At 73.3% G+C, this 14,595-nt stretch carries 9 protein-coding genes; 5 read left to right on the top strand and 4 right to left on the bottom strand.

Annotated features, from left to right (window positions below; genetic code table 11):
* The first annotated feature begins 187 nt into the window (after window positions 1-187).
* Window positions 188-2,308: a 5'-nucleotidase C-terminal domain-containing protein gene (locus ACFVNO_RS02725; protein ID WP_355256531.1), complete on the top strand. Its 2,121-nt coding sequence runs from the start codon at window positions 188-190 to the stop codon at window positions 2,306-2,308.
* A gap of 71 nt (window positions 2,309-2,379) precedes the next feature.
* On the opposite strand, the gene ACFVNO_RS02720 is transcribed toward ACFVNO_RS02725, so the two are convergent.
* Complete coding sequence (locus ACFVNO_RS02720; RefSeq protein WP_355256528.1) at window positions 2,380-2,787, bottom strand: hypothetical protein; 408 nt, start codon at window positions 2,785-2,787, stop codon at window positions 2,380-2,382.
* A gap of 451 nt (window positions 2,788-3,238) precedes the next feature.
* Here ACFVNO_RS02720 and ACFVNO_RS02715 point away from each other — a divergent pair, with 451 nt between their 5' ends.
* Both ACFVNO_RS02715 and ACFVNO_RS02710 read left to right on the top strand, forming a co-directional pair.
* On the top strand, window positions 3,239-3,907 hold the full coding sequence (locus ACFVNO_RS02715) for a response regulator transcription factor (protein WP_017570862.1): 669 nt from the start codon (window positions 3,239-3,241) through the stop codon (window positions 3,905-3,907).
* Window positions 3,908-3,965: 58 nt separating this feature from the next.
* Entirely contained in the window at window positions 3,966-5,252 is a 1,287-nt protein-coding gene (locus ACFVNO_RS02710) for a HAMP domain-containing sensor histidine kinase (protein ID WP_220564970.1), read from the top strand.
* Window positions 5,253-5,345: 93 nt separating this feature from the next.
* On the opposite strand, the gene ACFVNO_RS02705 is transcribed toward ACFVNO_RS02710, so the two are convergent.
* From ACFVNO_RS02705 to wecB, 3 genes are all read right to left on the bottom strand, one after another.
* A complete protein-coding gene (locus ACFVNO_RS02705; protein WP_355256525.1) occupies window positions 5,346-7,541 on the bottom strand; it encodes a glycosyltransferase in 2,196 nt (731 codons plus the stop codon).
* 58 nt (window positions 7,542-7,599) lie between these two features.
* Window positions 7,600-9,357 carry a hypothetical protein gene (locus tag ACFVNO_RS02700; protein ID WP_355256522.1) on the bottom strand — a complete coding sequence of 586 codons (1,758 nt, stop codon included), beginning with the start codon at window positions 9,355-9,357 and terminating at the stop codon, window positions 7,600-7,602.
* Between the two features lie 368 nt (window positions 9,358-9,725).
* Window positions 9,726-10,838, bottom strand: coding sequence for a non-hydrolyzing UDP-N-acetylglucosamine 2-epimerase (gene wecB / locus ACFVNO_RS02695; protein ID WP_355256519.1), 1,113 nt, complete (start codon window positions 10,836-10,838; stop codon window positions 9,726-9,728).
* A gap of 206 nt (window positions 10,839-11,044) precedes the next feature.
* On the opposite strand from wecB, the gene ACFVNO_RS02690 reads away from it, so the two are divergent.
* A complete protein-coding gene (locus ACFVNO_RS02690) occupies window positions 11,045-12,793 on the top strand; it encodes a glycosyltransferase family 4 protein (protein WP_378888672.1) in 1,749 nt (582 codons plus the stop codon).
* A 108-nt stretch (window positions 12,794-12,901) separates the two neighbouring features.
* Entirely contained in the window at window positions 12,902-14,266 is a 1,365-nt protein-coding gene (locus ACFVNO_RS02685) for a nucleotide sugar dehydrogenase (RefSeq protein WP_378888669.1), read from the top strand.
* Window positions 14,267-14,595: the final 329 nt, after the last annotated feature.

Here is a 14,595-nt window from a genome sequence, read left to right as displayed (position 1 = left end):
GGTGCAGGACCCGGTGATACGGACGGGTCGAAAAATCTGCTTCAGTCCGACAGATTCTACAAATCGTAACCCTGGGGCCCATGACCCCCGGAGCGATCACATCTAGGGTTGCGTCTCTGGGCCCGCTTCCACCCCGAGCGGCACATCACGACGATCCCCCGATCCCCCACGAAGGAGCACGGAACCCATGTCCAGACTCGTGCGCGCCTCGGCCGCACTGATGCTGACCGGCGCTTTCACGGTGCCGTTGGCCCCCGCGGCGGGAGCCGCCCCGATGGAGCCCGCGGGCGACACCGCGTTCACGCTGTCGCTCCTGCACGCCAACGACCCGGAGTCTCAGCTGCTGGCCGCCTCCGGACAGGAGGACTTCGGCGGCGCCGCCCGGTTCACCACCCTCGTCAACGAGCTGCGCGCGGCGGAGGAGTCGGGGGCCCTGGCCGGTGCGGACGAGGCCGAGGACCGCGGTGTGGTGACCGTCAACTCCGGCGACATGTACCTGCCCGGCCCGGAGTTCGCCGCCTCCCGCGAGGACGGCGCCCCGTTCTACGACGCGGTGGCCGCGCGGTACGCGGGCTACGACGCGGTCTCCATGGGCAACCACGAGTTCGACTTCGGCCCGGACGTGTACGCCGAGTTCATCGAGCAGCTGCCGGACGTCCCGGTGGTGGCCGCCAACGTGGACGTCTCCAAGGAGCCGTCGCTGGCCGCCCTGGAGGAGGCCGGGCGGATCGCGCCCAGCACCGTCGTCGAGACGGGCGGGGAGCAGGTCGGCATCGTCGGTGCGCTGTACCCGCCGCTGGCCACCATCACCAGCCCGCGCGGCGTGGTGGTCGAGGACCTCGTCGCCCCGGTCCAGGCCGAGGTCGACCGCCTCGACGCGGCGGGCGTGGACAAGATCATCATGATCTCGCACCTGCAGAACATCACCTACGAGGAGCGGGTCGCCCGGGAGCTGACCGGGATCGACGCGATCGTCTCGGGCGGCGGCCACGAGGTCATGGCCAACGCGGACGACGCCCTGGTCCCCGGTGACGAGGTCACCGTCCACCCGGACACCGGGCAGCCGCTGTCCTACCCGCTGCTCGCCACGAACCCGGACGGCGAGACCGTGCCGATCGTCACCGCGGGCTCCAACTACAAGTACGTGGGCCTGCTGGTCCTGAACTTCGACGCCGAGGGCAACGTGACGTCGGTGTCGGACCGCTCCGGCGCCGTCCGCGTCTCGGGCACCGGCGACGACGCGGTCGCCCCGCACCCCGAGGTCGAGGCGCAGGTCACCAAGCCGGTCTCCGACCACGTGGCCGAGCTGGCCGAGACCGTGGTCGCCCAGAGCGAGGTGGACCTCAACGGCGTCCAGAACCCGGGCGTCCGGACCCAGGAGACCAACCTGGGGAACCTGGTGGCCGACGGGCTGCTGGACACCGGCGTCCGCAACGCCGCGCAGTACGGGGTGCCCGAGCCGCAGATCGGCATCCAGAACGGCGGCGGCATCCGCAACGCCTCGGTGATCCCGGCCGGGCCGCTGACCGCGCTGGACACCTACGCCATCGCCCCGTTCGCCAACCAGGTGGCCGTGGTGCCCGACCTCCCGCGCTCCCAGATCAAGGAGCTGCTGGAGCAGGGCGTGGCCGCCGCCCCGACGGCCAGCGGCGCCTTCATGCAGGTGGCGGGCGTGAACTTCGCCTACGACCCGGAGCGGACCGCCCAGGTGGCGGCGGCGGACGGCACCATCACGACACCGGGCGAGCGGGTCCGCAACGTGATCCTGCACGACGGAACGGTGATCGTGGAGGACGGCGAGGTCGTGGACGGCGACCCGGTCACCGTGGTGACCAACGACTTCTCCGCCCGGGGCGGCGACCTGTACCCCTTCCGCGGGGCGGACTACACCGTGGTGGGCTCCACCTACCAGGGTGCTCTGGAGCGCCTGGTCACCGGCACCCTGGACGGCCGGATCACCGAGGCCGCCTACCCCGAGGGCGGTTCCGGCCGCATCATCGTGGGCGAGGAGGCGACCGTCCCCGAGCCGGGCACCGGGCCGAGCCCGTCCCCCTCCCCGTCCCCGTCGCCCTCCCCCACGGACGGCCCCACGGCCGGACCGACCGACGGGCCGAGCGGCAAGCCCTCCGACCCGGCGAGCCAGAGCCCCAAGCCGGGGAACGGCAACGGCTCGCTGCCCAGGACCGGCACCGCGGTCCTCGGCCTGGTCGCGGCGGCCGTGGTCGCGGCCGGTGCGGGCGGCGCGGCCCTGTACCTGGGCCGCAAGCGCAAGGCGGCGCCGGCGGACGACACCGCTCCGGACGCCTGACCCCGTGAGCCGAGGGCCCCGCCGGATCCGTCCGGCGGGGCCCTTCCGCGTTCCGGGGCCGGTGCCCCGGGTCAGCAGCGGGGCAGGCCCTCGACGGGCTTCCACGGCTCGGCGACGCGCAGGGCGGTGGCGCTGACGAACACGTCGCGGTTGCCGGTGTCGTCGTCGGTGAGCACCCACCAGGTGGAGAACGCGCCCTCGCCGTCGGAGTGGGCGGTGCCCTCGGTCTGGCAGAAGAAGTAGTGCCGGCCGGCCCACAGCCAGCCGCTGGTGGCGTAGCGGGTGTCCGCCGACCAGTAGGAGCGGGCGTCGCGCCAGGTCGTGTAGTAGTGGCGGACGGAGAGGGCGCCGCGCTCCGCGGCGGCCGTGCCGGCCGGCTCCCGGGCGTCCTGTGCGGCGGTGGCCGGGGCCGCCAGGGTCAGGGGCAGGGCCAGGGCGACGGCGGCGGCCGCGGCGCGCAGAGTGCCTGCTCGGGTCATCGGAATGCTCCTCGGCTCCCCGGGCACCGGTCGCCGGCGCGGGGCGGATGATCCTGCTGGAATGGGACGACGGACGGCGATAACCATCCATCACCATATTGTCACTCAGAGTGAACAATTCCCCCGTCGCGACACGTGCACGACTTCGGCCCGCGCGTTCTCCCCGTGAACCCGGGCCGCCGGGATGGCGCCGCTTTTCCTTCCGGATCACCCCTTGCCCCAGGAAACGACCGCCGACTCCGGGAAACGGTGACCCCACGGCGCACACCGGCCACCGAACGCACACCACTTCACCAAGAACCGGGTTTTCACCAAGCAAGGGCAAAGAAAGCACACGAATTGAGCAACTGAACTATTTGTCCGGTATGCGAATACCGTATTTTCGGCCAACCTTGGGCCATCCGGCGCGCATAATAGGGAAATGCGTGACCCCGGACCTACGATCGACATCATGACCTGCGTTTTGCTGGCCGAAGACGATGTCTCGATCTCCGAGCCTCTCGCGCGCGCACTCCGACGCGAGGGCTACACGGTGGACGTGACCGTCAACGGCATTGAGACACTCGACCGTGCCCGTGCGGGGGACATCGATCTGATGGTCCTCGACCTGGGTCTGCCCGAGATGGACGGGCTCGAAGTGGCGCGTCGGCTGCGAGCCGAGGGCCACGGAACGCCGATCCTCATCCTGACCGCCCGCGCCGACGAGGTCGACACCGTGGTCGGCCTCGACGCCGGCGCCGACGACTACGTCACCAAGCCCTTCCGGCTGGCCGAGCTGCTGGCCCGGGTGCGCGCGCTGCTGCGCCGGGGCGGGGCGGAGGTGCCCGTCGTCCACGGCGTGCGCATCGACAACGACTCCCGCCGGGCCTGGCTGGGCGAGCGCGAGCTCCAGCTCACCACCAAGGAGTTCGACCTGCTGCGCGTGCTGGTGCGCGACGCGGGCAAGGTCGTCACACGCGAGCAGATCATGCGCGAGGTGTGGGACACCAACTGGTGGGGCTCGACCAAGACCCTCGACATGCACATCTCCTGGCTGCGGCGCAAGCTCGGCGACGACGCCAACCAGCCGTCGTACATCACGACCGTCCGGGGCGTCGGCTTCCGCTTCGAGCGGGACTGATCGGACCGTGTGTCCGACGCGCCTCGGCCGTCTCCCGGTCGGACGAACATGAGGTGACATGCGCAGGCGGATGGTTTTCTCCACCCTGGTGGTGACCGTCATCGCCGTCATGCTGCTCGGCCTGCCCCTGGGTGCGCTCACCTACAAGCTGGTGCACGACGAGAGCAGTCGCGCCCTGTTGGGCGAGGCCGAGCTGATCGGCGCCGAGAGCGACACCATGTTGGAGATCCACGGCGAGATCAACCTCGCCGAGTTCGACCGGGACCACCCCGAACGGTTCATCCGGATCACGACGGCGGACGGTTCGAGCACCGTGACGGCCGGGAACCCCGCCCTGGACCCGAACGCGCCGGAGGCCCCGCCCCTGCTGCGGGCCACGGCCACGACCGGGCGGGGCACGGTGGTCGAGGTGTGGATGAGCGGCGAGGTGGTCCAGCAGAGCGTGGTGCGCGCCTGGCTGGGCATCGCCTCGCTGTCCCTGCTGGCGATCGGCGTGGCGGTGGGCCTGTCGATGTTCCAGGCCCGGAGGCTCACGCTGCCGCTGGTCGACCTGGCGGCCACCGCCGAGCGCCTGGGGTCGGGGGTGACCACGCCGTGGGGCCACCGCTACGGCATCCCGGAGGCCGACCGGGTCGCCGAGGTGCTGGACCGCAGCGCCGAGCGCATCGCCGGGCTGATCGCGACCGAGCGCCACTTCGCCACCGATGCCTCCCACCAGCTGCGCACCCCGCTCACGGCGCTGACCATGCGCCTGGAGGAGATCGTCGCCGAGGCCGACGACCCCGACGTGGTCCGGGAGGAGGGCGAGGCCGCCCTCGCCCAGACCGAGCGGCTGGTGGAGACCGTCGAGAGCCTGCTGGGCCGGGCCCGCAAGAGCCAGAACCCGGAGGTGGAGGCGGTCCAGCTGGACCCGGTCCTCAACCACCTCCAGGCCGAGTGGGCCCCGGTCTTCCAGCAGGAGAACCGCAAGCTCCTGGTGACCGGGTCGCCGGGGCTGACCGCGATGACCGTGCCCACCGACCTGGCCCAGATCCTGGCGACCCTGGTGGAGAACGCCTACAAGCACGGGGCGGGCACGGTGACGATCCGCCGCATCGACACCGGGCAGTCGGTGCGCATCGAGGTCAGCGACGAGGGCGAGGGCGTGCCCGAGCACCTGTCCGGCCGGATCTTCGAACGGGAGGTCAGCGGGGGCGGCGGCACCGGGCTGGGGCTGGCCCTGGCCCGGCACATCGCCGAGTCCGAGGGCGCCCGGATCGAGCTGGTGCAGGCCCGGCCGACCACCTTCGCGCTGTTCCTGCCCGCCGGGGCCGGCGGCCTGTCCAAGATGACCGGCCCCGTATGACCCGCCCCGCGGCCGCGGACGGCCCGCTCCCGGCGGGTCCCGCGGGCCGCGGGACCCGCCGGGAGCGGTGGCGTGCGGCGGCGGACGGCGTGCTCAGGCTCCGGCCGGGACCGGGACCTTGCCCCGCACCACCAGGTCGGTCCACAGCGACCGGACCCGGCCCAGGCCGTACGCCTTGACCACCTCGGCGCGGGCCCGCTCGGCCTCGGCCGCGAACCGCCCCTCCCGCACCGTCGCGTGGATGGCCTCGGCCATCGCCACCGCGTCGCCGTGGATCCAGTGCGGGTCGTAGATGGTGTCGGACCCGGGCCAGGGCAGCAGGGCGGGCACGCCGCCCGAGGCGGCGCACTCGGCCGGAGCCAGGTGGAACGACTCGTCGTCGCTGGTGGAGAGCATGAACCCGACCCGGCGCAGCCAGGTGGCCACATCGGGGCCGAACGGGTCGAACACCACCGCCCCGGCCAGGTTCTCGTCGCGCTGGATCCGCCGGTAGACGCGCTCGAAGTAGGCGCGCTCCTCCGGGCGGTTCCAGATCCACCAGTAGTCCCAGGGCTGCTTGGTCTTGACCGACATCGTGTAGCGCGGGTCCATGCGGCGCAGCTCCGCCAGCACGTCCAGGCCCCGGTCCAGCCGCTTGCGGGAGGGCGCGATGCCGATCATGCCCAGGGAGTACTCCGCCCCCGGGAGCTTGGGCCGGGCCAGCTGCTCGTCGTCGACCCAGTTGGGGACCACCACGACCTTGTCGGCGGGCCAGCCGGTGATCTCCCGGGTGAGGTCGGCGTAGTGCGGGCTGACGCACACCACCGCGTCGACCTTGTCGATGTCGAGCTTGCGCGGCCACTCCGCGTACAGCTCGAACCGGTGCAGGCGGACGATGAGCCGCTGGTCGGGCCGCTTCCACTTGGCGTAGAACAGGGCGTTGGGCCCGCACCACTCGCAGATGACCACGTCGGCCCATCCGGCCAGCTCCCGGGACCGGTACTGGTCGTGGGTGCCCAGCCCCTCCCACTCGTCCATGCGCACGTCCAGGCCGGGCAGCGAGGACAGGTACTCGGCGAGCCGGGTGAAGAACTTCATGTCGTGCCCGGCCACGACCACCTTGAGCGGGCGCTCGGTGTCCGCGCCGGCGGGGGCGGGCGGCAGCGCCTCGGCGAGGTGGCCGCGCAGGCGCTCGGCGGCGCGCTCCAGCGTGTGGTCCTCGGCGGCGGCCCGGCAGCGGGCGGCCGCGTCGGCGTACACGGAGCGGTCGTGGTAGGCGCGGGCGACCGCCTCGGCCACCGAGTCCAGGTCGGCCCCGGCGAACAGCGGGTAGTCGGCGCCCAGCATGGCCTCGTGCATGGGGGTGCGGTTGAGGATCACCGGCAGGCCCAGCGCGCCCAGTTCGAGGACCTTGGTGGACAGCTCCAGGCTGGCGTCCATGGAGGGGTCGCGCCAGGACAGGCCGAAGTCGCACTCGGCGGAGGCGCGCAGCGCGTCGGCGCGCGGCATGCCGCCCCGCCAGTCCACGCCCGGGGTGTTCTCCAGGGCCTTGCGCATGCGCTTGGACCAGTCGGCGGGGTCCGCGTGGACCTTGTCGCCGATCATCACCAGCTCGGCGTCCACACCGCGGCGTTCCAGGGCGGCCGGGAGCCCGGTCATCTCCAGGGTGTTCCAGGCCGGGGCGAACTTGCCGGTGTAGGCCAGGCGGGCGCGGGCGTGCACCTGCCCGTCGGCGCGGGCGTCCTCGGGGACCACGACCACCGGCGGGAACAGCACCGAGCGGCCGCAGGCGGCGGGCACCGACGACTCCAGGAAGGCGCGCAGCTCCTCGGTCTGGCAGAGCAGGAACCGGGAGGCCAGGGCGATCTCGGTGAGCTCGGCGACCGCGGTGGCGGTGAGCCCGTCCACGGCGTGCGGGAAGTCGGTGAGGTAGGTCCACAGCCGTCCGGCCAGGGACTCCTCCTGGGCGGCCAGCCCGGCCAGCCGCTTGCCGCGCACGACCACGAGGTCGAACGGGGTCCGCTCGTGCCGGGAGACCAGCAGGGACACGGCCTGCTCGGGGGTGAGGCCGCGCGGCCCGGCGTCGGGGACCAGCTTGTCCTCGTAGGGGCGCAGCAGGCGGATGCCGGGCGCCCCCGCCAGCGGCGCGATGAGGCGGTCGGTGCGCACGGGGGCCTTCAACAGCAGGGTGACCTCGCATCCGGCGGCGGCCAGGGCCTGCGCCATCGACTGCGCCCAGATCGCTGAACCGTCGATGATGTTCAGGTCCACGTCCCCGTACAAGAGTGCGCGCGGAGGAGGTGTGCTCACGTTCTTCCCTTCGGATGCTTGCGGATGGCCCGTACCGGGCGGTCGAGGCGGCCGGGGGTCATCCGACGGCGCCGGTCGGGGCGTCCGCCGCGGTGTGGGCGGGTCCCCTGGCGTCCCGGTCGGTCCCGGGGCCGTGGTCGGGGCCCAGGGCCAGGAGGCGGGTGCCGCGGCGGTTCCACTCCGCCGGGTTCCAGCCCCGCCGCACCAGGGCGGTGCGGGCCAGCTCCGGGGTCAGGGAGCTGACGAAGACGTACTGCTCGCCGGTGGGGCGGTCGAAGAGGCCGCGGTCCCCCGCCGCGGCGGCCGGGGCGGCGACCGTGCCCACGGCGTCGGCGTCGGAGCACTCCACGGCGCAGACCAGGTCCACCAGGCGGTCCGGACCCACCGGACCGGTCCACAGGTGGGCCCAGGGCGCGGTGGCGCGGTCGGCCAGGACGGCCCACCGCTCGGGGCCCAGCCCGCCCAGGTGGACGGTGCGGTCGTCGCCCCGGGTCAGCTCCTCGGGGGTGTCCGGGGTGCTGAACCGGGCCGTGCGGACGGTGACGCCCTCGGAGCGCAGGCGCTGGACGCCGGGCAGGCGGCCGGCGGTGTCGGGGACGACGACCTCGGCCGGACGCAGGCGCGAGGCCAGCAGGGAGTCGGCCAGGTCCTCGGCCTCGGACTCCCCCGCCGGGTCGGCCAGGACGGCGACGGCGCGGCCGCGCAGGGGCAGCTCGGGGCCGGGCGTGCCGGGCGGGAAGTCCAGCCCGGCGAGGATCTCGGCGAGCCGGACCGGGGTGGCGTCGGCGAGGAAGACCTCGCGGAGCATGGTGCGCTGCTCGGAGGCTGTGGGCGCGGCGGCGCGCAGCCGGGGCACGGTGACGGCCAGTCCCTCGGTCTCGCCGGTCTCCTCGGCGACCGGGTCGTGCGGGACGGGCCGGGTACCGCAGGCCTGGGCGCGGCGGCCCAGCGCCTCGGCGCGCGGGCCCCGGGCGGGGACCACGGCGACGCGTGCGGCCCGCAGGGCGTCGGCCAGGCCGGGGGCGTCGGCGTCGACCGCCCCGGCGCCCAGCCCGGTGAGGATGTCGGGGACCGGCTCGGCCGGGGTGTCGCGGACGAACACGGTCTCGGGGCCCTCGGCCAGCTCGGCCGCGACCGGGTTGAACAGGTGCAGGGGCACCCCCGCGTCGCCCCGGTGGACGCGGGTGAAGCCCAGGGCGCGCAGGCCCGGTGCGGTGGGCGCGTCGTCCAGGAGCAGGGTGGGGATGCCGCGGGCGGCCGCGGACTCCAGTACCCAGTGCAGCGCGCGGGTGCGGTCCGCCGCGGCGGGGTCGCCCACGTGCGCCCACGGCGAGCCGGGTGCCGCGGCGGAGGCGGAGACCAGGACGAGGTCGACGTCGACGCCGTCCATGACGATCTGCGCGTCGTGGGGGCGCAGCGGGATCGAGCGGATGTAGGGGTCCAGGGCGCGCTGGACCTGCGGCCCCAGGGCGGTGGCGGCGATGAGCAGGTCGGAGGCCCCACCGGCGGCCCCGGCCAGCAGGCGGGCCTCCTGGCGGTCGGCGTCGAAGGAGCGCACCGGCTCTGCGCCGGGGCGCCGCTGCTGCTGGGAGTGGCGGGTGGTGCCGCTGCGCCGCCACAGGCGGTAGAGGTCGCGCGGGAGGCGGACCAGGGAACGGCCGGGCTTCTTGGCCGCGGCGGTGAGCGCGCGCCCCACCTGCAGCGACGTGGAGTCCTCCAGCGCCGCAAGGCGGGCGCGGGCCTCCTGGAGCTGGGCCTCGCGTTCGGCCAGGGCCTGCCTGAGCTGTTCGGTCTGGCTCTGTTCACGCCGTTTCACGGTCTGCCACCTTGTGTTCGGATCGGATCGGCGGAACCGCCGGGGTCACCGTGCGGGAGCACCCCGTCGGGTGGGGTCCGCGCCGGGTCCCGGGACGGGTCCGGATGCCCTTGGTGAGCCGTGTCGCGGGCTCGCGGGGCGCGGTCGGTGGTGTGTGCTGGTACGACACGGCGGCTCACCTGCCCCTCTGTCGGGGAACGGTACCGCCGGAAGAGGGCGGAACGGTGGATTCGCCCGCCTTGTGTCGTGTCGGGCCCTGGGCCGGGTGCCCTGCCGGGTACCGCCGCGGCGCACCGCCGGACCCGGCGTCGTCCGCCGGGGGACGGGGGCCGGGGGCTCTTCGGGAAGGAAGGGGACGGGGCATGGGATCACCTGGACCACTGGGTCAGGACGGCGGCGATGCGCTCACCGGCGCGGCCGTCCCACAGGGGCGGGGTCGTGTCGAGCAGTGCCTCGGAGCCGTGGCCGTGCAGGACCTTGGTGACGGCCTGGAGCAGGTCGGCCTCGGTGACGAGGCGGTTGGTACCGTGGGTGATGGTGATGGGCCGTTCGGTGTTGGGGCGCAGGGTCAGGCAGGGGACCCCCAGGACGGTGGTCTCCTCCTGCACGCCGCCCGAGTCGGTGACGACGGCCTCGGAGCCGCGGACCAGGGCGACGAAGTCGAGGTAGCCGAGGGGCTCCAGGAGGTGGACGCGGGGGTGGTCGCCCAGCCCGGCGCGGTCGAAGGCCGCCTTGCCGCGCGGGTGCACCGGCATGACCACGTCCACGAGGTCGGCGATCTCGTGCAGGCGGGCGACCAGCAGCGCCACCGTGTCGGGGTCGTCGACGTTGGCCGGGCGGTGCAGGGTGGCGGCGACGTAGCGCTCGGGCAGGCCCAGGCGGGCGCGCAGGGCCTCGGCGTCGAACCGGTCGAGGTTGGCCAGCAGGGTGTCGATCATGGGGTTGCCGACCAGGTGGACCCGGTCCGGGGAGATTCCCTCGGCGGCCAGGTGGCCGATCGCCTCCGGCGAGGTGGCGAAGCACAGGTCGCTGAGCTGGTCGGTGACCCGGCGGTTGACCTCCTCCGGCATCGTGTTGTCGAAGGAGCGCAGGCCCGCCTCGACGTGCGCCACCGGGATGTGCAGCTTGGCGGAGACCAGGGCCGCGGCGACCGTGGAGTTCACGTCGCCGTACACGACGACGATCCCGGGTTCGCGGGCGGTGAACTCCTGCTCCAGTCCGACCATGAGCGCCGCCGTCTGCGCGGCGTGCGAGCCCGAGCCCACGCCCAGGTCGACGTCGGGGGTGGGCAGGCCCAGGTCGCGGAAGAACACCGCGGACATGCGGTCGTCGTAGTGCTGGCCGGTGTGCACCACCGCCTGGTGGGCTCCGCGGTCGCGCAGGGCGGAGACGACGGGGGCGGCCTTGACGAAGTTGGGGCGGGCACCGACCACGTGAACGATCGCGGTGTCCCGGCTGCCCAGGGGGGCGCTCGCTGCCACGGCTCTCTGGTCTCCTTCTGTTCGTCGTTCGGCCCCACCGGTTCCGGTGGGGCCGTGGCGGTCCGGTGGGGCGTTCCTCGCCGGGACGTCCCGTCCGTGTCGCCGTGGTGTCACCATCCGGCCACATCCGCGTGGTTGGGTGACTGACCGTGCATGACATCCCTGTTTCCGAAGCGCCCCGTCCCCGGACCCGCAGGCTGCGGGCGGTGACGTTCACCGCGTCGACGGCCTGGCGCCACCTGCGCTCCGACCCCGCCCGGACGCCGCTGCTCGCGCTGCGGCTGATGCCGGGGCCGGCCCGGCGCGCGGCGCGCGGCGCGGCCGCCCGGGTGGGCGGTCAGGCCCGCGCCTACGCCCTGTGGGACGAGGGGCGCCGGGCCGAGGCGCGCGAGGCGGTGCTCGCCGCCGCGTCCGGTGCCGGGCCCCGCAGGGTGGGGCGCCTGGTGGCGGCCTGCCTGGCCGCCGGGGACACCCGGACGGCGCGCGAACTGCTCGAACGCCTTCCTCCGGGGCCGGTCCGCGACCGGGCCGTCCACCGGACGGACCTGGCCACGGGGCGGGCCGTCGCCGCGTCCCCGTCCCCGTCGCCCGTCCACCACGGGATCACGTTAACCCGCGATGCCCCAACGCGGCCCGAAGACACGGTGAACGCTCGGCGACCGGAAAGCCCCGCAGGTGAACGTCTCGCATCGCCTCCGGAGGGTCCGGTGGACGGGTCGGGTGTGCGGGTGCTGCATCTGGTCACCAACGCACTGCCGCACACCAACGCCGGGTACACCCAGCGCACCCACCGCATCGCCGTCGCCCAGCGCGAGGCGGGCATGGACGTGCACGTGGTGAGCCGGGTCGGGCACCCCCTGGACAAGGGGAGCAGGGACGCGCGCACCCTGGTGCGCGTGGACGGGATCCCCTACCACCGGCTGCTGCCGTGGACCGCCCCGGCCGACCCCGGGCAGGAGCTGGCGTCCGGGCTGAAGCTGGCGTCCGAGCTGGTGGAGAAGGTGCGGCCGGACGTGCTGCACGCCGCCAGCAACCACCGCAACGCCCGGCTGGCGCTGGCCCTGGGGCAGCGGTTCGGCCTGCCCGTGGTGTACGAGGTGCGGGGCTTCCTGGAGGAGTCGTGGCTGTCCCGCGACCCCTCGCGGAGCGTGGACGACGCCTTCTACCGCCACGAGCGGGCACAGGAGACCGAGTGCATGCTCGCCGCCGACCTGGTGGTGACGCTGGGCGAGGCGATGCGCGCCGACATCGAGGCGCGCGGGGTGCCGCCCGAGCGGCTGCTCGTGGTGCCCAACGCGGTGGACGAGTCGTTCCTGGAGCCGCTGCCGCCGGGCACCGCGGTGCGGGCGGAATGGGGCATCGGCCCCGAGGAGTTCGTGGTCGGCACCACCACCAGCTGCTACGGCTACGAGGGCCTGGACACCCTGCTGGAGGCCGTGGCGCGGATGCGCGGGGCCGGCGAGCGGGCGCACGCCCTGATCGTCGGCGACGGCCCCGAGCTGGCGGCGCTGCGCGCCCGCGCCGAGGAGCTGGGGCTGGCCGGCGCCGCCCACTTCCCCGGCCGGGTCCCCGCGGACCGGGTGCGCGAGCACCACGCCGCGATGGACGTGTTCGCCGTGCCGCGGCGCGACGACCGCGTGTGCCGGGTGGTGACACCGCTCAAACCCGTGGAGGCCATGGCCGGAAGATTGCCGGTTGTGGCCAGTGACCTTCCGGCTCTGCGAGAGATCGTGGAACCTGGGGTGACCGGTGAGTTAATTCCTCCAGGCGAATCGGCAGGTCTCGCTGATGTCCTGACAAAACTCGCTTACAGTCGGGAAAGGCGAGAGGCCTACGGTCTCGCAGGTCGCAGCCTTATCGGGGCGAACCGAACATGGACCGGGGCCGTATACCGCTACAACCACGCGTACCGGGCCCTTATCCGGAGAATGTCCGAACCAGGCCAGATCCCGTGATCGCGGACAACGGCTATCTACACTCGAACGTCCCGCTTGCAGTGACGTTCCCGGCTGTCCTCGATGAAGTGCGCCCGTTCACGAAACGAATGCGAGTGTGACCACGAAGTGGATGCCGCAGCCTCCAACCCAGCCCTTGCAGCCGAGCAGTCCGCGGTGACCGGCGACCTTGTCATCATCGGTCTCGGTTACGTCGGTCTGCCCTTGGCCGCCGAAGCCTGCTCCGCCGGTCTCAAGGTCACCGGACTCGACGTGAACGAGCGCGTCGTCCGCGGCCTCAACAGCAGTGTGTCGCACGTGGACGACCTGTCCGAAGAGGACGTGCGCGCCATGCTGGACCGCGGGTTCACGGCGAGCACCGACCCGTCGGTCCTGGCCACCGCCCGCACCATCGTCATCTGCGTGCCGACCCCGCTGTCGCCGGAGGGCGGCCCCGACCTGGGCGCGGTCACCTCCGCGGCCAAGTCGATCGCCGCGCACCTGAGCCCCGGCACCCTGGTGATCCTGGAGTCGACCACCTACCCGGGCACCACCGAGGAGGTCGTGCGCCCCATCCTGGAGGAGTCCGGGCTGGTCGCGGGCGCCGACTTCCACCTGGCGTTCTCGCCGGAGCGGATCGACCCGGGCAACCCGACCTTCGGCGTGGCCAACACCCCCAAGGTCGTGGGCGGGCTCACGCCCGAGTGCGGGGAGGCGGCGGCCGCGTTCTACGGCCGGTTCGTGAACACCGTGGTCCGGGCGCGGGGCACCCGCGAGGCCGAGATGGCCAAGCTGCTGGAGAACACCTACCGGCACGTCAACATCGCCCTGGTCAACGAGATGGCCATCTTCTGCCAGGAGCTGGGCGTCGACCTGTGGGACTCGATCGCGGCGGCGGCCACCAAGCCGTTCGGCTTCCAGGCCTTCTACCCGGGTCCGGGCGTGGGCGGGCACTGCATCCCGATCGACCCGAACTACCTGTCGTACAAGGTCAAGACCCTGGGCTACCCGTTCCGGTTCGTGGAGCTGGCCCAGGAGATCAACAGCCGGATGCCGTCCTACGTCATCCAGCGCGCCCAGGAGCTGCTCAACGAGTCCGGGCTGGCGCTGTCGCGGTCCAAGGTGCTGCTCCTCGGCGTGACCTACAAGGCCGACATCGCCGACCAGCGCGAGTCGCCGGCCCGCCCGGTGGCGCGCAAGCTGCTCGCCAAGGGCGCGACCCTCACCTACCACGACCCGCACGTGGAGTCCTGGCAGGTGGACGGGCAGGACATCGAGCGGTCCACCGATCTGGACCGGGCGCTGGCCGAGGCCGACCTGGTGATCCTGCTCACCGACCACAGCGAGTACCGGCCCAAGCTGCTGGAGGAGTACGCGCGGCTGCTGCTGGACACCCGCGGCGTGCTGCGCCGCACCCCGAAGGACGAGGACCCGACGGTGGTGCCCGCGCAGGCCCGCCGCTACGTCCAGCGCGAGGGTATCCAGGTCCTCTAGGGCTGTTCGGCGGATCATCCCGGGTCGCGGCCGCCGGGCGGCTCGCGAGAGATCGCCCGACGACCGCTCCCGGCACTCGGCGCGAGCGCCGAGGCTCACGAAAGCATCCACCGAACACGCCCGAGAGCCCGTACACGGGCCCGACGAACGGGGGCGCGCCGTCCCGGACACCCGGTGTCCGACGGCGTGCCCTCGCGTGTTCACTCGCCGTCGCACCAAGGTTCACCGGTTGCCCCCCGGGCGTCCACCCCGCCGACCTTTGCGTGTTTCCGCAGATGAATACCGTGTCGCACAGCCGGTACCGCTGCCCAAAAGCGGATCATCTTCTC

This window comes from Nocardiopsis sp. NPDC057823 (genome assembly GCF_042797335.1).
Lineage (GTDB): Bacteria > Actinomycetota > Actinomycetes > Streptosporangiales > Streptosporangiaceae > Nocardiopsis > Nocardiopsis changdeensis.
The sequence above is the reverse complement of the archived record's forward strand: the minus strand, read 5'-3'. Positions and strand labels throughout refer to the sequence as shown.

Coding starts and splice junctions, on each gene's coding strand:
- ACFVNO_RS02725 (WP_355256531.1), top strand. CDS start 188: ATGTCCAGACTCGTGCGCGCCTCGGCCGCACTGATGCTGACCGGCGCT.
- ACFVNO_RS02720 (WP_355256528.1), bottom strand. CDS start 2,787: ATGACCCGAGCAGGCACTCTGCGCGCCGCGGCCGCCGCCGTCGCCCTG.
- ACFVNO_RS02715 (WP_017570862.1), top strand. CDS start 3,239: ATGACCTGCGTTTTGCTGGCCGAAGACGATGTCTCGATCTCCGAGCCT.
- ACFVNO_RS02710 (WP_220564970.1), top strand. CDS start 3,966: ATGCGCAGGCGGATGGTTTTCTCCACCCTGGTGGTGACCGTCATCGCC.